The organism is Kitasatospora arboriphila, assembly GCF_039528095.1.
In the GTDB taxonomy this organism is placed as follows: domain Bacteria; phylum Actinomycetota; class Actinomycetes; order Streptomycetales; family Streptomycetaceae; genus Kitasatospora; species Kitasatospora arboriphila.
In genome coordinates this window covers 1-19,988 of sequence record NZ_BAAALD010000118.1, presented here as the reverse complement: position 1 = coordinate 19,988, position 19,988 = coordinate 1, and the positions used below count along the sequence as shown (strand labels likewise).

Annotated in this window: 13 protein-coding genes and 1 pseudogene; 3 read left to right on the top strand and 11 right to left on the bottom strand. The window is 72.7% G+C overall.

Annotated features, from left to right (window positions below; genetic code table 11):
* Positions 1–125 precede the first annotated feature (125 nt).
* Together ABD353_RS35210 and ABD353_RS35205 are read right to left on the bottom strand one after the other, a co-directional pair.
* Positions 126–506 (bottom strand): WXG100 family type VII secretion target, encoded by a 381-nt coding sequence (locus ABD353_RS35210; RefSeq protein ID WP_344627782.1) that lies wholly within the window; start codon positions 504–506, stop codon positions 126–128.
* Between the two features lie 186 nt (positions 507–692).
* Complete coding sequence (locus ABD353_RS35205; protein WP_344627781.1) at positions 693–1,724, bottom strand: saccharopine dehydrogenase family protein; 1,032 nt, start codon at positions 1,722–1,724, stop codon at positions 693–695.
* A 121-nt stretch (positions 1,725–1,845) separates the two neighbouring features.
* Between ABD353_RS35205 and ABD353_RS35200 the strand changes: the two genes are divergently transcribed.
* Positions 1,846–2,829, top strand: coding sequence for a helix-turn-helix domain-containing protein (locus ABD353_RS35200; RefSeq protein ID WP_344627780.1), 984 nt, complete (start codon positions 1,846–1,848; stop codon positions 2,827–2,829).
* Between the two features lie 59 nt (positions 2,830–2,888).
* A complete protein-coding gene (locus ABD353_RS35195; protein ID WP_344627779.1) occupies positions 2,889–3,398 on the top strand; it encodes a nuclear transport factor 2 family protein in 510 nt (169 codons plus the stop codon).
* 250 nt (positions 3,399–3,648) lie between these two features.
* Here the strand turns inward: ABD353_RS35195 and ABD353_RS35190 are convergent, their stop codons facing one another.
* The 9 genes from ABD353_RS35190 to ABD353_RS35150 form a co-directional block, all read right to left on the bottom strand.
* The gene (locus tag ABD353_RS35190; RefSeq protein ID WP_344627778.1) at positions 3,649–5,589 is read right to left on the bottom strand and encodes an SUKH-4 family immunity protein; all 1,941 of its coding nucleotides are present in this window, start codon (positions 5,587–5,589) and stop codon (positions 3,649–3,651) included.
* A gap of 321 nt (positions 5,590–5,910) precedes the next feature.
* Complete coding sequence (locus tag ABD353_RS35185) at positions 5,911–7,821, bottom strand: SUKH-4 family immunity protein (protein WP_344627784.1); 1,911 nt, start codon at positions 7,819–7,821, stop codon at positions 5,911–5,913.
* Between the two features lie 79 nt (positions 7,822–7,900).
* Entirely contained in the window at positions 7,901–8,188 is a 288-nt protein-coding gene (locus ABD353_RS35180) for a hypothetical protein (protein WP_344627777.1), read from the bottom strand.
* Between the two features lie 94 nt (positions 8,189–8,282).
* Entirely contained in the window at positions 8,283–8,591 is a 309-nt protein-coding gene (locus ABD353_RS35175) for a hypothetical protein (protein ID WP_344627776.1), read from the bottom strand.
* Between the two features lie 13 nt (positions 8,592–8,604).
* Complete coding sequence (locus ABD353_RS35170) at positions 8,605–10,296, bottom strand: ATP-binding protein (protein ID WP_344627775.1); 1,692 nt, start codon at positions 10,294–10,296, stop codon at positions 8,605–8,607.
* A gap of 156 nt (positions 10,297–10,452) precedes the next feature.
* The gene (locus ABD353_RS35165; protein WP_344627783.1) at positions 10,453–12,366 is read right to left on the bottom strand and encodes an SUKH-4 family immunity protein; all 1,914 of its coding nucleotides are present in this window, start codon (positions 12,364–12,366) and stop codon (positions 10,453–10,455) included.
* Between the two features lie 511 nt (positions 12,367–12,877).
* Entirely contained in the window at positions 12,878–13,729 is an 852-nt protein-coding gene (locus tag ABD353_RS35160) for a nucleic acid/nucleotide deaminase domain-containing protein (protein ID WP_344627774.1), read from the bottom strand.
* Positions 13,730–13,777: 48 nt separating this feature from the next.
* On the bottom strand, positions 13,778–16,372 hold the full coding sequence (locus ABD353_RS35155) for an SUKH-4 family immunity protein (RefSeq protein ID WP_344627773.1): 2,595 nt from the start codon (positions 16,370–16,372) through the stop codon (positions 13,778–13,780).
* Between the two features lie 8 nt (positions 16,373–16,380).
* Positions 16,381–18,552, bottom strand: a complete 2,172-nt coding sequence (locus ABD353_RS35150) for a toxin glutamine deamidase domain-containing protein (protein WP_344627772.1) — start codon at positions 18,550–18,552, stop codon at positions 16,381–16,383.
* 1,177 nt (positions 18,553–19,729) lie between these two features.
* Between ABD353_RS35150 and ABD353_RS35145 the strand changes: the two are divergent.
* Positions 19,730–19,988, top strand: a pseudogene (locus tag ABD353_RS35145) (hypothetical protein); the annotation flags it as partial.

The window sequence follows — 19,988 nt, the reverse complement described above, 5'->3', positions numbered from 1 at the left end:
TCCAGGACCCACTCAAGGCCGTCCGGCAGCATCAGCGACACGAGTCAGTTCCCCCTAGCGGATTCCCGTGCCGTCCCGGCGCGGGAGTGAAGACGACGGACGATCGGCGGGCGGGCGCGCGTCCGTCACACCTGCGGGCGGTACATGGTGTGGATCTCGTTGCCCAGCGCGTCCGTCCGGCCGCCGAGGGCGTCCAGTCGGCCGGTCGTGTCGGCCTCGTTCGCCGCGTGGTTGTCGGCCGTCGCCTGGAGCTTCTGGCCCATCTCGCCGAGCCGCTGCGCCAACGAATCCATGGACTCCTGCATGCCGTCGCGCAGGCCCTCGTAGACGATGCCGAACTTCTCGCCGAGGTCGTCGTCGCCCCACGGGGGCTCGTCGCCGCCCTCCAGGGCCTCCAGTCGGGACTTCATCCGGTCGGCGGCCTCCTGGAAGTCCTTGCCGACCGATTCGAGGTTCCGGCCCTGGGACCGCAGGTTCTCCTCGTCGACGATGATCTGCTGCGCCACCGAACTCCCCGTCCCCCGTACGACTGCGACAGCTCTCGGACCGCGACACGGTCCGGCCCGGCTGTCCCACTACCCGTCAACCGCACGATCCTACGGCGCGCCGGCCGGCCGGCGGCACCGCGGGCGGCCGGTTCGCACGACCCCCACCTAACCGGAACAACTCGCACCGCTTCGGCCGGACGCCCCTCAGGAGTGCACCTCCACCGTCAGGTGCGGGGACAGGGCCCGGAGGAAGTCGGACGCGTCGAAGAGCTCGCCGGCGGAGACCACACCGACGGCCCCGGTCCGCCCGGTCAGGATGCGGTCGACCGCCTCCACCACGAGCGGCGCGGTGACGGCGTAGATGTCCTTCCCTCGCGCCACGGCCCGCCGTTCGCCGCCTGCGGAACGCACCACGACGTCGACGAGGAAGGTCTGCGCGGAGCGCCCGTGCTCGTCGGCCGCGGTCGGCGCCGGCGTGTCCGGGGCGGCGAGCTCCCCCGCCGCCTCGACCGTCATGTAGGTGCGCACCTCGGGGACGGCGAGGTGGCTGGGCACGGTGACGACGTCGGCCATCGTGAACTCCCCGACGACGGGCCGGGCGCCCAGCGGGGCGGGGAAGGTCCACTCCAGGAGCGGCGCTTCGTCCCGGCGGTACTCCAGCCGCCCGCCCGCGTAGCGGACCCGCCGGCCGTCCCGCCGCTCCCGGGAGACCGCACCCGCGGCCCGCGTCCCGGCGGTGGGGTGCCAACTGCTCAGCCCGTACGCGACGTGCACCTCCTCGGCCGCCGTCCGGTCGCCCAGCGCCGCGGTGGCGAGCAGGTCGCCGAGGCCGCCGAAGAAGGCCATCGCCGGGAGGACCACCGTTCCCGCGGCACGGGCGCGGTCCGCGAAGTGCGTGAACGTGTCGAGGTTGGCCTCGATCTCGGCCGCCACGTCCACGTACGGGATCCCGGCGCGCAGCGCCGCCTCGATCACGGGGGCCGCCGTCACGGCGAAGGGCCCGGCGCAGTTGACCACGGCCGCCGCGCCGGCCAGCGCCCGGTCGAGCGACGCGGGGTCGTCGACCGACGCCGGACGCACCTCCAGGCCGGGCTCGGACACCGCGAGCTCCGCCAGCTTGCCGGCGTCGCGCCCGGAGAGCACCGGGAGGTACCCCCGCTCCCGCAGCTGCGCCACCACGAAGCGTCCGGTGTGCCCGTACGCGCCGAACACCGCCACCGTCCGTCCGGATCCCATGGGTCCTCCCCTGACTCGCCCGGTCCGCCGCCGGTCTGCGGCGCTCCGTCACCGACAATCCTGGCGGCGACGGCACTCCACCACGAGTGTCCGGAACGACACGACCCGTACACTTCCGGACATGGGCACCGTCGCACTGGCCGTCACCGAGGGCATGCTGCACTTCGAACTGTCCGTGGCGTACGAGGTCTTCGGGAGCGGGCCGGTCGGCGGGGCCGCCTCCTGGTACGAACTCGCCGTCTGCGGGCCGGAGTCCGTGCGGGTCGGCCGGTTCCGGATGGAGCCCGACCACGGCCTCGACCGGCTCCCGCTCGCCGACACCGTGATCGTCCCCGGCTGGGCCGACGTCGACGTGGCCCCGCCCGCCGACCTGGTCGACGCCGTGCGCGCGGCCCACGAGGCGGGCGCCCGGGTGGCCTCGCTGTGCACGGGCGCGTTCGTGCTGGCCGCCGCCGGGCTGCTGGACGGGCGGCGCGCGACCACGCACTGGGCGCACACCGGGGTCCTGGCCGCCCGCCACCCCCGGGTCGCGGTCGATCCGGACGTCCTGTACGTGGACAACGGCAGCGTGCTCACCTCGGCCGGCAAGGCCGCCGCCCTGGACCTCTGCCTGCACCTGGTCCGGCTCGACCACGGCTCGTCGGTGGCCAACGCGGTCGCCCGCCGCCTGGTCGTGCCGCCGCACCGGGGCGGCGGCCAGGCCCAGTTCGTCACCACCCCGGTGCCCGCCCCGGACAACCACCCGCTCGCCGACCTGTTCCCCTGGGTGCTCGAACGGCTGGACCGGCCGCTGACCGTGGAGGACCTGGCCCGCCGGGCACGGATGAGCTCGCGGCACCTGGGCCGCCACTTCAGGTCGGTCACCGGCACCACCCCGCTGCAGTGGCTGCTGACCCAACGCATCCGCCACGCACAGGAGTTGCTGGAGACCACCGACGACAGTGTGGACGCCGTCGCGGCGGCCACCGGCATGGGCACCGCCACGACCCTGCGGCGGCACTTCAACCGCACGGTCGGCGTGCCCCCGGACACCTACCGCCGCACCTTCCGCACCCGCACCGCCACGGCCCCGGACGTCAACGGGCACTCCCCTCAGCGCCCTTGAGCCGCCGGGGTGGGAAAATCGGTTCGCCCTCCACCCGTCCCGTCCGGTAGACATCGGAGATGACGAACGAAACGCGGGAACCCCTGGACCGGCTCCTGGCCGAACACGCCTGCGAGCGCCTGCTCATCGACTTCCTGCACCGCCTCGACCTGGGCGAACCCGGCACCGTCGCCGAGCTGTTCACCCCCGACGGAGTCTGGGAGTGGCCGGCGGGCGAGCGCCGCATCGAGGGCCGCGACGCCCTGCGGGGCTACTTCGCCTCCCGGCCCGCCGACCGCCTGTCCCGCCGGCTGTGCAGCAACGTCCTGGTCGACGTCCACTCACCGACCACGGCCACCGCCACCTCCTACTTCGCCACCTACCGCGTCGACGGCTGGACGGGCGACATGCTGCCGCCCCGGCTCCCCGTCAACGTCGGCCACTACGAGGACACCTTCCGCAGGACGGACGGCCGTTGGCTGCTCGCCACCCGCACCGTCCACCTCCCCTTCGGCGGCCCCACCGAGCGGCTCCGCCCCACCGAACCGGCCACCGAAGCCCCGGCCGACGTCCCCGACGGACGCGGCTGACGGACCGACGTACGGTGCCGCCCGGGCACCCGGCGCCTCCCTTCCGCGCACCGAGTGCCGGGCATTTGGTTGCGGTCGGCCCGGACCACTCCGTTTGCCGGACCTGATCGCCCGCCCGCGGGCAGCCGGCGCGGCCCGTCCGGTTCAGCCCGGAGCGCAGAGGTACCCGTGGGTGCCGCCGAGGTCCGTAGGCAAGTCGGCCGTCCCGATGCGGCGCGTCACGTCCTGTGACGGCGCGCCAACGGCAGCCTCACTCGCCTCCGCTCGTCCGCACGTCGTACAGCGACGGCACGAAGAAGCGGTGCTCCCAGAAGCCGCTGGCGGCGGCCGCCGCATCGACGGTCGCGACCCAGCCGGCCACGGCCTCCTCCAGGTCGCCTCCGTCGTGGTACCCCAACACGACCGGTGCCGTCAGTGCCGCGTGGTGGAGCAGCACGATGCGCAGGAACCGGTCGAGGCTGCCGGCCATCAGGGGGAACGTGTCGCCCTCACCGGTCCGGAAGCCGTGGTGCACCTCGCCGGTGCGACCGTTGAGCAGGATGGGCGCCCCCTGGAAGGTTCCGAGCCCTTCCAGGAGTTCGGGGTCGCCGTCGGCGGGTGGCAGCGCCTGCGACGCGATGTCTGTCGTTCGGAGCCCCGCGAGGCCGTCGGTGAGGAGCCAGCCGACCTCTGCCATGAACCGCCGGGTGCCGTCGTCCCGAACGGCCGCAGGAATCCGCTCCTCCGCGAGCGGGTGGCACGCTCCCGGCCCGAACGCCCAGTCCTGCTCCAGTGCTTCACGGCTCACCGCCCCGGTCAACGGGAGGGCGGGCTCCGGCCAGGCCGCCCGGCCGGCCACGCCGTACCCGGGGTTCGAGTGCGGTACGGACGGGAGCCGGGCCATCCGCTCCTCGTCCACCAGCGCACCGAACAGACCGCACCGACCGGAGAACACCCACAACGTGCCCCCCGGCGTGCCGGACGGCGCACACTGCACGGCCTCGTCCACCGCACCGGGCACCCACGGCAACCGCCGCGCCAACTCCGCGCGCTCCGACGCGTCGAAGGACGACCACGCCCCGTTCACCCGCCGCACCGCGCGGCCGGTCCCGTCGTCCTCCTCGACCTCCTCCAGCAGGTCCTCACCCGGACCGCCGAGGAACTCCCCCGTCCCCACGTCCCACAGCCACTCGTGCTCGACGTCCCAGTCGTCCTCGTCCTCCCGGCGGATCGCGAAGGCGACACCGCCCTCCTCCCGCTCCACCAGGTGCACCTCGTCGGCGAGGGGAATCGGATCGGCCAGCGGCGCGAGCCCGCTCGGCCACTGCCACCGCGACCACACCGTCCGCCACGGAAGGCTCGCCCGCGCCGCCACTCGGTCCGCGGCCTCGTCCTGTCCCCGGCTCACCAGCGCGTGGTGGACCCAGGCCAGCCACTCCTCATGGCTCGCCGGCGCAGCCAGTCCCTCCTGCAGCAGGCACTGCAGGTCACCGGCGATCCCGCCGAGCGGCACGCCCTCCGGGTACGCCAACGCCAGGCCCAGGCCCAGCCCGTACCACCCCGACTCCACCAGGAAATCCGGATCGGAGAGCCACTCCCCCAACTCCCCCGCCAACGCCGCATGCACCGGCCGTGCCGCATGCACGTACCCGGCCGCAGCCGGCTCCTCCCGCAGCCCCAGCACGGCCCGGTGCACCGCGCGCTGCTGGTCCGCGGTAATCGGCAAGTGCTCCCGTACGGCCCGGTGTTCCCCCACCCCGATGAACCCCACGCCGTCGGAGCCGAGCACCAACAGGTGATGCTGCTCGGCGAATTCCTCCAAAGCCGCAGCCGCCACCGGCACGCCGCCCAACGCCTCGACGAACGCCCGCCACACCGCCACCGGTGCACGGAACGTCTCCGATGCAGCTGCAGCCCGCAACCAGCACGTCTGCTGACCGGAGAGATCAGCCAACCGGATCGGCCGGGCGGGCGCAGCGGAAGCGGCTTCCCCGACCACCACCGGCACGCCCAGCTGCTCACGTGCATGGTGCCGGGCCCACAGCCGGACCCTCGCCGGCTCCTCCGCCGACGCCACCAACGGGCCCGCGGCGCCGACCCGGTCGAGCACCAACTGCTTTGCCCCACCGGCCTCTCCCACCGACCGCATCGCCTCGGCGACCACCACCTCCAGGCTCAACCCCGCGCAGTCGATCCGCACGATCCCCTCCACGGCTCCTCTTCCCCTCGACATCATCACCACGGCCGCTCGGCAGTTCATGATCTCCTGCCGCCGGCCGGCCGGTAGCCGCACCTCCGCCAGGCCGAGGGCAAGGAGAACCCGTCATCCGGCTCCAAGTCGACGGACCTCAGGCCGGAGTATGCGCCGTGCGCCATCCGAAGCTCCGCGCCTCACGTGGGGATCTCGCCGATCCGCGTAAGGCGGATCGGGTGGTGCGGGAGGCAGAACAGCTGCAACCGCCGGCTCACGTGCGTTCGCTGTGACAGTCGCGCGTCGGGGCCCCGATCAGCTCACTGCCGGGCGGTGGGGGCTCTATTCGGGAGCCTCCTGCCACAGGTCGAGCAGGGTCGGCGCGAAGTACTTCTGCTCCCAGAACCCGGCCTCGGCGGCGGCCGGATCGATGGCGCGGATCCAGCTGAGGACGTCTTCCTCCAGGTTGAGGGAGTCGTCCACACCGAGCAGGATGGGTACCAGCAGCACGGCCCGGTGCAGCATCACGACCCGGAGGAACTGCGGCAGTCCGCTGGCCATCAGGACGAGGTCGCGGTTCCAGTCCTCACCGAACACTTCGCCGGTGCGGCCGTCGAGCAGGATCGGCGAACCGAAGAACCGGCCGAGCCCGATCAGCAGTCCGGGGCGACCGTCCGCCGGAACCAGTCCACCTGGCGCGAGTGCGGGGGTCAGCAGTCCCGGATGATCCGCCACCGGCCAGCCCACCGTGCTTAGGAACTCCCTGGTGGCAAGGTGTTCGACCGCGGTCGGAAGCCGCTCGGGCGTCACCGGGTGGCATGCTCCGCGGCCGAACGCCCGGTCCTGCTCCAGTTCCTCCCGGGTGAGCGGCCCCGCGAAGGACACCTCCGGCCGGGGCCACTGCGCGCGGCCGCTGAGTGGACGGCCGTACCCTCCGCGCGGGAGCCTCGGCAGCCGGGCCATCAGGTCCTCGTGCACGACCGCGCCGAACAGCCCGCACCGTCCCATGAACACCCACAGCGTGCCGTCCGTCCGGTCCGGGGGTTCGCACAGGGCGGCGAAGGTGACCGACTCGCCCATCCACGGCAACGCGGGCACCGGGAGGTCCTTCCACCGGCGAAGGGCCCACTCGCCGTTCACGTGGCCGACGACGACCCCGGCGAGTGCCCGCTCCCGAGGGTGGATCCCGCTGTGCGGTTCCGTGCTCGGGGTGCCGATCAGCTCACCCGTCCGAGCGTTCCACAGCTGCGTGAACACCGCGCCCGATGCGCCGTCCCAGGGCTCGTGCCGGGTGGCGAGGGTCGGACCATCGGGCCCGTGCACCAACAGGATCCTGTCCTGCTCGGTCTCCTGCGGCGTCCGCGGCGCGTACCCGCTCGGCCATCGCCAGTGCGACCACAGCGTCTGCCACGGCAGCCGCACCCGGGCCGCCACCTCGTCCGCCACTGCGGTGAAACCCCGCCCCACCAGGGTGTGGTGCACCCAGCTCAGCCACTCCTCGTGGCTCGCAGGCGCGGCCAGCCCCTCCAGCAGCAGGCAGTGCAGATCACCCGCGACCGTGCCCAGCGGCACACCCTCCGGGTACGCCAGCGCCAGCCCCAGAGCAAGGCCGTACCAGCCCGACTCCACCAGGAAATCCGGATCGGAGAGCCACTCCGCCAACTCCCCCGCCAACGCCGCATGCACCGGCCGTGCCGCATGCAGGTACCCGGCCGCAGCCGGCTCCTCCCGGAGCCCCAGCACGGCCCGGTGCACGGCACGCTGCTGGTCCGCCGACAGCGGGAAGCTGCGTCGTACCTCCCGGTGCACGTGGATGTCGGCGAAGCCGATGCCTCCGCCGTCCCGTACGAGCAACGGGTGCCGCTCCACAGCTTCCTGGAGCTCCTCCTCGGCGACCGGCCCCGCCAGAGCCGCCACGACAGCCCGCCAGACGACGAGCGGCGAACGCCGCAGCTCCAGCGCACCCGAGGCCGCCAACAGCACCTGGTCGAGAGGACCTTGCGCGGTCACGCCTCCGGCCACCGGCCCGGGCCGGACGTCCGGGGCAACCTCGACGCCCACCCCCAGCACCGCCTTGGCCCGGCCCCGCGCCCACTGCCCGATCCGGCCGGGCTCGGCCGAACTGATCAACGGCCCTGCCGACCCGACGCCCTCCAGCCGCACACTCCAAGCCCCGCTCTCCCGCACCGCCCGCAGCGCCCGGGCCTGCACCTCATCCACGTGCAGCCCGCCGCAGTCCACGGTCACCGGCATGTCCACGGTGCTCTCCCCCCGCCCTTCCCCGGTCACGGGCTCACTCTGTCACGTACCCACGACCCTGCCGGACGGGTCGTCAGTCCGGAGGCACCGGCACTGCGCCGGAGTCGAGGAAGAGGTAGTCGTACACCTTCCGGAGGTATGCGTAGAGTTCGTCGTCCGACTCGAAATCGACGAACGTCAGGTCGCAGTACTCGCCGTGCGACAACGGCCGCTTATCCAGGACGTAGTCGAACATCCGGCGGAGATCGTCGGCCCAGTCCGCCCGCTTCGCGTTGGCCAGAACGACGGGCATGTAGGCGTGCGCCGTCTCCACGTGAAGGTACTGCCGGATGAATCCGGTCGGGACCATCCTCACATCCATGACGGGTGCTCTCCTTCCGGGTCGGTCAGCAGGACGGCGTGCCGGCCTGCGACCGACCACCCGGAGCGGCCCCGCATCGCTCTCGTGCCCGGCATCAGTCGGGCGGAAGCGGAACTTCGTCCGCGCCGAGGAAGAGGTACCGGTAGACCTTGCCGAGGTAGGCGTACAACTCGGCCTCGCTCTCGAAGTCGACCCAGGTCGTCTCGCAGTACTGCCCGACCGAGAGCTCCTTCGCCTCCAGGACCCGGGAGAACTCCCGCTTGATCGACTCCCCCCACTCCGGGGCGGAGGACGACAGTGTCGACCGAACCCGCGGGAGGTGGTGGAACGCCACCTCCACGTTCAGGTAGGTCTGGAGGAAGCCTGCGAGATCTCCCTTCTCCCCCGTCACGGCTCCGGTCACCGCCCGATCCGGCTCAGCTGCCGGGGATCTGCACGCGCAGCGCGCTCAGCCCCGTGCTGTCCGCCACCAGGACGATGCCGTCCGGCGTGACATCGGCCCCGGCGAGTGGAGCGGTCGCGGCGAAGACGGCCAGCTGCCCGCCCTCCGCCTGCCAGATGCGGAGGTAGTCGCCACCGACGCTCAGTCGCAGGGCGCCGGTCTCCCGGTCCTCGTCCGACGGCCGGACGAGCTGTTCCGGGTCGCCGTCCAGCGGCTCGCCGGTCTGCGCGTGATGGGCGACCAGCGGCTGTTCGCCTCCGGGCAGGTTGGCCACCACGGCCGGGGTGCCGTCCGGGCCCGCTGCGGCGGTGATCCCGGCGATCCCCGCCAGCGGCCTGTGCCAGAGCGTGCGCCAGGGCAGGTCGACACCGAACTCGGAGACGGACAGGCCGTCCTGTCGGCAGCCGTGCTCCAGCAGGCCCGCGATGGTGCGGGCATCGGCCTGGGTGCGGGTGAACAACGGGGCGAGGCGCAGCCAGGTCCGTCCGACGGCCGGCAGCTCTGCACCGGTACCGGTGAGGTGTTCGGCAGCGGCGCGGAGCACGACCTGGTCGGCGTGGACGAGGAATGCCGGGTCCGCCATCAGCTCCGGCAGGATGCCGCCCTCCAGCGCATGCCGGACCAAGCCGGAACGGGTGTAGGCCGGCGCCTCGGACCACCGCCCGGGCCCCTCGGGGAGCCGGGCCAGCAGGGCGCTGGCCATCCTGCGGCTGCTCTCGCGAGCGGTCGTGCCGAACCGCTCCCGCAGTTCGCCGGCCAGGGCCGGGTGCCGCAGCCGGACGGCGGGCTCCGAGCCGTCCGCATCGTCGTCTCCGTCGAGCAGGTCGAAGAAGGGGAGCAGGAGTGCCTGACCGTCGGCGAACGCCGAGGACAGGTCCTTGCCGGCCACCGCCGAGGCCAGCGGCTCCCACAGCGAGAACGGAAGGGAGGCTCCGGCGCCGGCGAGCGCCAGCGGGGCAAGCAGCCGGCGGAGCGTGAGCTCGTCGGTGCCGCAACGCTCGGCGTGCAGGTCGAGCGCGTCCCCCACCGTGGTGGGGAAGCCCACTGCCGGGCCGTCGGGCACGGCCAGCAGCGACCAGGCTGCCAGTTCCACGACCAGCGGCCCGCCCGCGTTCCGGGCGATCGCTTCGGCCGAATCCGGCAGGTCGACCATGGCGGCAGCCTGGAGCCGCAGTGCATCCGCGTCCGCCCAGGGCTCCTCGTCGAGGTCGATCACCAGGAGGTCCTCGGCGGGCAACCGCTCCGCCAGCCACTCGGCCTGCGCCCGGGGCACGTCGGTGAGCAGCCGGATCCCGGGCGCGAGCGCCAAGGGCAGCAGGACCTCCTGCGCGGCGCGGGCCGGACCGTCCAGCTCGCGGAGGACACCGGACCGGTCCACGTCGGCCACGACGACAGGGACGGGCCGCTCCTGCTCCTCGGCGAGCAGCGCGTACACGTCCTCGGTCCGATCCACGCCCAGCCCGAGCTCGTCGGCGATCAGCCACAGCAGCTGGGCGGGCGTCAGCCCGTCTGCCGCGAAGACCGGTGGCACCGGCAGGCCTTCCACCGGCACGGTGTCCGGCTGGAGGGCGTCGGTGTCGAGGAGCTTGCGGTACTCCGGATCGCAGAGCATCAGGAAGCCGGTCAGCAGGCGCGAGCGGCCGCTTCCCGGTGTCCCCGTGATCAAGACGGTGGCCGGGGTACCTACGTCGGCGAGCCATGACGCCAGGGCCCGGAGCGCAGGCGCTCGCCCGCCCAGGTGAGGGTGCGGCTGGTGGACTGGCTGGGAAGTCAAGGTTCGGGCTCCAAGGCTGTTGCAGTGGGACGAGGTACCTGCGAAGCGCTATTCGGGGCCCTCCTCCCACAGCTCGATGAGGCTCGGCGAGAAGTAGGTGTCCTCCCAGAAGCCGCCCTCGGCCGCGGCGGGGTCGACCGTCCCGATCCATCGGGCGACGTCCTGCTCGAGGTCCACCGAGTCGTAGACGCCGAGCAGCACGGGCACCGACAGCACAACCCGGTGCAGCAGCACGATCCGGAGCAACTGCGGCAACCCGGAGGCCATCAGGGACGGCTCGTCCGGGGAGTCCTCGCAGAACACCGCTCCAGTGCGGCCGTCGAGCAGCAGCGGATCGCCGCGGAAGTCGCCCAGCCCCTCCAGCAGATGGGGACGGCCCTCGACCGGGACAAGCCCGCCGGCCGTCGGCGCGGCTGTCGACAGGGCCGGGTCGTCCACCTCCGGCCACCCCACCTCCGTGAGGAACTCCCGGGTGGCGGAGTGCTCGACCGTGTCCGGCAGCAGTTCGGGCGCCACCGGACGGCAGGCACCGGCACCGAACGCCACGTCCTGTTCCAGCTCCGTCCGGCTCAGGGGCCCGGTGAGGGACACGGCCGGCGCGGGCCACTGCGCCCGCGAGGTGACCCCGTGCCCGTACCAACCCCGTGGCACCTGCGGCAGACCTGCCACCAGGTCGTCGTGCACCAGGGCACCGAACAGACCGCACCGCCCCATGAACACCCACATCGTGCCGTCCGCCGGGTCCGAGGGCGTGCACTGCACGGCGTGCTCCACCGACTCCCCCACCCATGGCAGCTCGGCGACCGCCTCGTACTGGAGGCCGAGACCGGCGGAGCTCCACTCCCCGTCCGTGTGCAGGGCCGTGCGGCCCGAAAGGTCCTTCTCCCGGGGGAGGACGTTCTCGTGGACCTCGGTGTCCACCTCGCCGAGCTTCTCGCCGGTGCGGATGTCCCACAGCTGCTCGAACACCGTGCCCCAGTCCTCCTGGGACTCACGCCGGGTGGCGACGGCCGGCCCGTCCGGACCGTTCACGAGGCAGAGTTCGTCCTGCGCGAGTTCCTCCGGCTGCCGGGACGCGTACCCGCTCGGCCACTGCCACCGGGACCACACCGTCCGCCACGGCAGCCGCACCCGGGCCGCCACCTCGTCCGCCACTGCGGTGAAACCCCGCCCCACCAGGGTGTGGTGCACCCAGCTCAGCCACTCCTCGTGGCTCGCAGGCGCGGCCAGCCCCTCCAGCAGCAGGCAGTGCAGATCACCCGCGACCGTGCCCAGCGGCACACCCTCCGGGTACGCCAGCGCCAGCCCCAGAGCAAGGCCGTACCAGCCCGACTCCACCAGGAAATCCGGATCGGAGAGCCACTCCGCCAACTCCCCCGCCAACGCCGCATGCACCGGCCGTGCCGCATGCAGGTACCCGGCCGCAGCCGGCTCCTCCCGGAGCCCCAGCACGGCCCGGTGCACGGCACGCTGCTGGTCCGCCGACAGCGGGAAGCTGCGTCGTACCTCCCGGTGCACGTGGATGTCGGCGAAGCCGATGCCTCCGCCGTCCCGTACGAGCAACGGGTGCCGCTCCACAGCTTCCTGGAGCTCCTCCTCGGCGACCGGCCCCCCCAGAGCCGCCACGACAGCCCGCCAGACGACGAGCGGCGAACGCCGCAGCTCCAGCGCACCCGAGGCCGCCAACAGCACCTGGTCGAGAGGACCTTGCGCGGTCACGCCTCCGGCCACCGGCCCGGGCCGGACGTCCGGGGCAACCTCGACGCCCACCCCCAGCACCGCCTTGGCCCGGCCCCGCGCCCACTGCCCGATCCGGCCGGGCTCGGCCGAACTGATCAACGGCCCTGCCGACCCGACGCCCTCCAGCCGCACACTCCAAGCCCCGCTCTCCCGCACCGCCCGCAGCGCCCGGGCCTGCACCTCATCCACGTGCAGCCCGCCGCAGTCCACGGTCACCGGCATGTCCACGGTGCTCTCCCCAGTCCTTGCCTCAGTCACGGATCACCCAGTCAGGCAGCACACGGCCGTGCCGGACGGACGTGAGGCTGGAAGGACCAGCACCCAGCCGGAGCCGATGAAGAGCTGGTCGTACGCCTTCCGAAGGTGTACGTGGAGCCCGTCGTCCAACACGAAGTCGACGAACGTCAGGCCGCAGTACTCACCGTGCGACAAACCTTCCCAGAACGTAGTCGAACATCTACCAGAGATCGCCGGCTCAGCCCGTGTGCTTCACGTTGGCCAGAACGACGGGCATGTCGGCGTGCGCCGTCTGCGCGTGGAAATACTGCCCGGTGAATCCGGTCGGAGCCATTCTCGCATCCATCACGGCCGATATTCACGAACGGCGGCGTACGCGCGGCCCGCGCGTTGCGGCCCGGTTCGCCGCTCGAGGTAGCCGGAACGCCGAACCCCAACTGCTCATGCGGCCGCGATCCGCGCGAGTCCGGATGCATTCAAGGCAACTGCCATTCCTTCAGAGGAGGCCGTCCCACATCTGCTCGACCACTACCGACCACCAGTTCTCGCTGCCGTTGAAGACCGTACCGTCAAGTGCAGCCAGAGCCTGCTGGAAGTCTGCCGTGTGCCGGGCCGCCTCGCCGGGGTCCAGGCCTCGCCGCTGAGGCCAGGAGGAGCGCAACAGGTCGAGACAGGATACGAACTGTCCAGTACTGCGGTTCGTGTATCTCACGCTGCCGAGCCGCCGACCTACGGCCCAAACCTCGCCGGTTTCCGGAGTCACACACAGATCCCGGCCGAAGTCGGTACCCAGGCGCACGTATCCGCGCTCGGCAAAGCATTCCGCAACAGGGTCGGTGACAGTCGTACCCTCGGCCCCGAGTTGGTCGAGCAGGAGGATGCCTTCCTCAGCAGCCGGCTCGAAGAAGGGCGGAAGTGCCGGGCCGACCGGATCCGACCGCACCGCACCGCTGTCCGTCGTGATGGGGAGCGGCAGGCGGCGGGTCTCGACGTCGACCACGAATCCACGCCTGCGCCCGGAGTCGACGATGTGCGCGCGCAGGGCTGCGAGACCACGTTGCCGCGAGGCTTCCTCCGCGCCGTATTCCGCGGAGTGCGACAGTTTCACGTCCGGCCACCAGCGGCGCACCTGAGCTGCGCAATTGCCGCCCGGCAGCTCGCAGACCTGCAACTCCGTGTACAGCTCGAGGACATCATCGGCACTGGTGCCGAGCGATTCCAGTCGTTGCCGCAACTGCCACTCCGGGTGGAGCAGCCCGGGGCCGCTGCGGGCGACCTCGGACTTCACTTGCCCTTCCGGCGTACGAAACCTCACCGCTGCCGAATAACCCGGCCCGGTCCTCAACACCGATCTCTCTCTTCCTGCCGCAGCCTGTCCACTGGACCTTCCCTCGCCCTAGCCGTAGAGCGTGTAGGAGGTCTCGTCCTCCACCGCCTGGAACCACCACCAGTCGGCGCCTTGGTCCTCGGCGGCCTCCGGGTCGATCCGGGTGAGTGACGCACGGAGGAAGTCCAGGAACTCGTACCGCTCCGGAACCTGCCGGACCGCGGACACGGACAGTGCCCACGAGGTGAAGGCCTGGCAGGCCGCGAACCTTGCGACTGAGGTGTTGACCAGGTCCGGTTCAGAGGTCTCGGCTTGGACGACCCGGCCGGTTGTGTGCTCCACGCACAGTGGTGTCTCTTCGTCCGCGGACAGTGCCAGTACGGTGCGGCCGGCATCGTCCGCCGAGGCCGGCTCGCCCAGTTCCTCCAAGTGGTCCGCCAACGTACGCGGGTTCGCAAGGAAATCGGCAGTACCGCGCCAGAAGACGGGGAAGCCCGGCAGACCCACGGCGCACAGCACGTGGGCGACGTCCTGCCTCTCTGCCGCACCGCCGAGAGTCTCACGGTCGGCGCGTACGACGCCGCCGTAGTAGTAGCGGGTCAGGTCGGTGTCGGCCTGCAGGGGCAGGGCCCACATGCCGTCGGGCGGCAGTAGGTTCGGCGCCGTTGTCTGCAGCTGCTGCACCGGTGCGGGAATGGTCGGGTCGAAGGTGATGACGGCTGCCCCGCTGTGACCGGCCAGCAGCACTCGGCCGCCGGGCAACGGATGCATCCGGGCACCGGGGTAGGGCGTACAGAGAGCGTGGACGCGGTCACCGGCAGGGCTGGTGACCCTCACCTTGAGCAGGCGGAAGTCCCGCACGATCTCGACCACGGGTGCGGCTCCCGCCACCGCTTCGGCCTCCGCCACCGGCATCGGCCCGGTAGGGGGTTCCGCCTCGGCCTCGCCGATCTGCGTACCGTCGGCCAAGGAGTACCAGCGGTGGAGGCCGTCGTAGAGCGATTGCAGACAGACCTGGTGCACTTCACTGCCGCCGTCGGCCCTGCGGATCCCGGCAACCTCGACGGGCCCGGTCCAACCCTGCGCGAAAGCTCGGGTGTCGAACGCGCCAAGGGGTCGCCAGTGGGCCCAGTCAGCCCGCCAAGGCAGCTGCAGGCCCAGGCCGTCCAGAGCGTGGACCAGGTCTTCGGCGCCCCACATCTGCGCGGCGAACCGCAGCCGTGACACCCACTCGGCAAGGTCGCATCGGGCTGCGTTCCGATAGAGTCTCACCGCTTCGGCGACGACACGGCGGCGCAGCGCCGCGAACGTGCCGGCGTCTCGGTCCTGACCGTCCCGATCGGCTGCGGCAACGGCCTCGGCCAGGGCTTGGGGGTCACTGAGCACCAGGACCCTGACATCCTCGAGCCAGTCGTCCAGTACGCCTCCGGCCAAGGCGTGCCCGATTCCGAACCTCAGCGCGTAGGACTCCGCCGGGTCCGGCTCGCGACCGGTCGCGAACCCGACCACGTCGTCCGGAATCCGTTGCCGCACTGTCGCTGCCAGCCGACGCTGCACCTCCGCCACGCTGGCGCCGTACGATGCGAGAGCGGCATCCGCCAGGGCGGCGTCGCGCAGGCGGGCGTGTCGCACCGTGGAAGCATCCTGGGTGGCGGCATTCGTCGTGAACTCGTAGGCGACGAAAGCCTCGACCGCCTCCTCGACCTGCCTGAGCTCGTCGAGGGAAACCTCCCGGCCGCGAACCGCGGCAGCGGCCTGCATCCGGAGAGCGTCCGGCATCCCGAGAACACCCTCTGCCATGACCAGCGGTGCCAGCAACTGTCGGACCTTCGGAGCGGCCGGGCCGAACGACGCCAGGACGTACTCCCAGGCCTCTTCCAGCGTTCGGGGCAACCCGGGCTCCACTGTCCCCCGGACCCGGACCTCCATGGCCAGCACCTCAGCCAGGAGGAAGTTCGGCCAGGCCGCCGATGTCAGCGCGGCGGCAGCACTTGCAGCATCCCCGGCCGCATCCGCGTAGACCGAGCCCGGCACGTCCAGCAGACCGCGCACCCATCCCTCGAATGCGGCCCGGTCCGGGGCGAACCGCTCCTCGTCGAGGTCGATCACCGACGGGACGAGGCGTGGATACCGCCGCAGCAGTGCGTCGAGGTCCTCCCGGCCGACTTCGGCGAGCAGCAACGCGCTGTATCCACTGCCGTCCCGGCCCATCGTGGCCGGGTCCAGGAACTCACGGACCAGATCCGGTACTCCGCGGCGCGCCGCCGTTGCCCGCAGCCGCCCGGGGACGCCGCTCAGCAGGACCGCCTGCGGCCGAGCGGTCTCCTCCAATGCCCTGGTCAGCCCGGCGTAGTCGAGATCGCCTCTCACACTCGCTGCCAGGCCCGCGCCGTCGGCCAGTGCCCTCAACCACTCCCCCTCCGTCTCCCCGTCTGCGTCCGCGACACCGACAAAGGCGTTGACCGGCGGCAGCGGCCCGTCGGCCGAAGGGATGAACTCGCGCGCCTCTTCGTCGGCCCCCAGCGCCGTGCGAGCCAGGAGCCAACTCTTGCCCGCCCCACGGTCCCCTGTCACGAGACGGACGCCGTCCGCGATGTCCCTCCGCTCAAGCCACGCAGCCAGCTCATCGGCAGCGGTCAAGCGCCCGGCCAGGTGGAAGCGCATGCGGGGGTTCACTCCTCGTTCTCGTTCGCTTCGGCGACCGCAGTCGGCTGCGCTGCGGAAGCGGCAGGATTTCCGGACGGATAGTAGCGGCGGTTCTCGGCGATGATCTGCGCACGGTTGGCAACGATCTTGTCGACCTGCGCTTCCATCTTCGCACCGCTCGTGCCGTCGTCCGGGTGAGGCACCGAGTGGGTGACACGAACCTTGCCGAACGTCGTGTAGAGGATCCTCGCGCAGCCGGACTGCCTACAGGGCGCCCGCTCGGAGTACACCTCGATCAGCTTCACCCGCTGCGGCGGCGTCAGATTGCTCTGAACTCCCCGCAGGTATTCGGTGGCCACCTTCTCCGAGTGCCCGGCATGCGTCCAGGGTTGGTCGGCGATGGGGGCCACCGTCTTCACACGGGCGGGCCAGTTCCGGGAGATGAGCACCTGCTCGGCACCGTCCGGCTCGATGACGAACTTGAAGGCCGCGTAGTTGGCCTGAACGCTCTCGTGCAGATCGCCCACGTTCGGGTGTCGGGTGAGGATCGAGTCCGGGACGGCGTAGTGCTGGAAGAAGGCGTCATCGGCTCGGGCAGCCTCGACCATTCTGCTGAGGTCGGAGGTGCCGAAATCCTCCTGCTCCGAGGCCGCGAGCGTCTGCCACTCGTGACCCGCCCGGTTCCTTTCCGGAGCAGGGGGGTCCTTGAGATACCCGTCCTCGGCCTCCTTGTGGTCGGTGTCCAAGCGTTCGCCGTAATCGGGCGCACTCGTCGTCCGCTTGCCGGCGGCCTCCTCCGGGGCGCGCCGCTCAGGGCGGGTATCGGATGCGTCGTGGTGCGGATCGCGTTCGGGCGTCGCGGGGCGGCGGTCCGGGCCCAACGGGATGGCGAACACGCCGTGGTCACCGCTGTGGAGGGGCTGGTTGGAGCGGCGGCCGGTCTGGGCGTCGACGTAGGTGATCTTGCCGTTGTGGTTGACGGCGTTCCAGGCGTGGGCGCGGCCGTCCGCGTCGCGGGTGATGATGACGGCCTGCGAACCATGGCCCTCGCGGCGGAGGGTGTCCTCCAGCCTGCGATAGGCGTCCTTGCCGTCGCCCATGTCGGAGAACTTGGCACCGAGGGCGTTCTCGATGCGGTCGCGGCCGCCGCGCTCACCGCGGTCCGAGGGGTTGCCGTCCGCGTCGTGGTCGGGGGTGCGGGCGGCCGCCGGCGTCGGGTGGCCGGAGTAGGTGTCGACGGTGGCAAGCGCCACGTCGACGCAGTTGTTGTGGCGCCCGGGCGCGTTCGGGTCGCCGTTGATGGCGCGCGGCCAGTCGCCCTCCGGGTCCGGGTGCCGCTGCGGCTTGCCGTCGGCGTCGCGCGGGACGGAGTTCTCGACCCGCTCACGGTCGTGGTGGCCGGGCTCGACCAGGCCGCCCGGGCTCCCGTACGGACGGTCGGCGGTCGCCGGACGGTCCGGGTCGGCCGGCTTGTGGTCCGGGGTGGCGCCGTCGGCCGGCTTGTGGTCCGGGGTGGCGTGCTCGGGGTCGCGGTTCGGCGTAGGCCCGCCGTGGTCGTTGCGCCGGTCCGCCTCCGGGCGGTCTGCACGCGGGTCCGGGCGAGTGGGTGCGTCGTCCGGACGCTCCGCCCGAGGGTCCTGACGCGGAGCGCCGTCGGCCGGGCGGTCGGTACGCGGGTCGGGGCGGGTGGTCCCGTCCGGACGCGGAGGCGCCGAGGTCGGACGGTCGGCGGCCGGGCGGTCGGCACGCGGGTCGGGACGCGACGTGGCGTCGGGGCGCGGAGGGCCGACCCGCGGGTCGGGACGGCCGGCGGTGGGCTGCTGGCCCAGGTTGGTGGGGCGGTCGGTGCGGTCCGGGCCCGGGTTGTTCCGCTGGCCGGGGACGGTGGGCCGGTCGGCGTCGGCAGGCCGGTTGCCGTTCGGGGTGCCGGTGGTGGGGCGGTCGGTACGCGGCGTGTTCGCGCTGCCCGTGCCGGGCGTCCCGGTGGTCGGCGGGACACTTGCGCCGGGGTTCACCGGGCCGGGGTTCTGGGACGGCTGGCCCGTGGACGGCGTTGCGGCGCTGTCCGGGGTGGGCGTACCGGGCGTATGGGTCGGCGGCGCATCGGCGACCGCGGTGGAGGCGGTGTGGACGGTCGCCCGGGGCGGCCCGTCCGAGGACGGCGCGCGGGAGGCGTCGCCGGCCGGGACGTGCGGCACCGAACCTGCATGCGGCGGCACCGCCGAACCGGAACGTTCCTGCTGCGGGGCGCCCTCCTCGGCCCGCGGGGTTGACTCGTGGCGCTGCGGCGGCGCCTCGTGCCCGGGGCGGCCGGCCTCCGGACCGTTGTGGGACTGGGCCGCAGTACTCGCCGGGGCGTCCCCGCGCACCGGACCGTACGACGGAGACGGTCGCCCGTCGCCGCTGGGGGACGGGCTCCCGGACGGCTCGTCGCTGCCGCGCACCGGACCGTAGGACGGAGCGGTGGTGTGCGCATCGGCGGAATGCGGCTGGGCGTGCGCGGGCGTCGGACCGGCGTCCGGGGACGGACGGGACGACGGGGAGCCGGCCTCGTGGCCCGGCGTCGGCGTGCGGGACGAATCGGGCGCGGTGTGGGCGGAGACCGGACCAGGCCGGGTGGCATCCGTACCCGCGTGCGACGGGGTGCCGCTGTCACCACCGTGGTGCGGACCGGCGGAAGGCGCCGCCTCGGACCGTCCGGCCGGCGTACCGCCGTGGGTCGGGGTCGACGTCGGAGCGGGCGAACCGTCCGACGCGGTGTGGGCGGAGACCGGACCGGGCCGGGTGGCGTCCCCACCCGGGTGCGAGGTGGTGCCGCTGTCACCGGCGTGGGGCGTGGCACCGTGGGCCGGGGCCGACGATCCGTCCCCAGCGTGGTGGGACGCAGGGGTCGGGGCAGGGGCGGGAGCGGGAGCGCTGTCGGGCGCCGGGTGCGCGGACGTCGGGCCGGGCCGGGTGGTGTCCGCGCCGGAACGGTCCGCGGGGGCGTCTCCGTTGTGCGCGGGCCCGTCCGGAGAACCGTCGTGGGCAGGAGGGTTGGGCCGGCTGTCGGTACCGGTGTGCGCGGGCGGCGCGTCCGCGCCGCGGCCGTCGCCCGTAGCCGGCACCGGGCCGTCCGAGCCGGGCGCCGGACGGCTGTCCGTACCCGTGTGGGCGGGCGCAGCCGTGTCCGCGGCGGGGGCGGGCGCGGGGTCGGAGCTCAGTCGGGTGCCGAAGGGGTCGAGCGGTGTGGCGCTGCGGTGGTCGCTCGCGGGTGCCGGGGCCGGCGTCGGCCGGGGCGTGCTTTCGCTCCGGTTGCCGGCGCCGTCACCGCTGTTCCCGTTGTCGGCCGAGGGAGTGTGGTCGGCACCGCCGTTGCCGGAGTCGCCGGACGAGTTGCGCGAGCCACTCGGCGAGGATCCGGACGACGACCCCGACCCGTGCGAGCCCGACGTCCCGGTGCTGCCCGAGCCACCCGACGAACCCGCCGAGCCCGAGGAGCCCGCCGAGCCCGAGGAGCCTGACGAATCCGAGGAACCCGACGTGTGGGAGGACGAGTTGGACGACGAACCGGAGTCCCCGCCGTTCCCGTTCCCGTCCCCGCTCCCGTGCTCGCCGCCGCCCTCGTGGCCGCCGCTTTCGCCGTGTCCGGCCG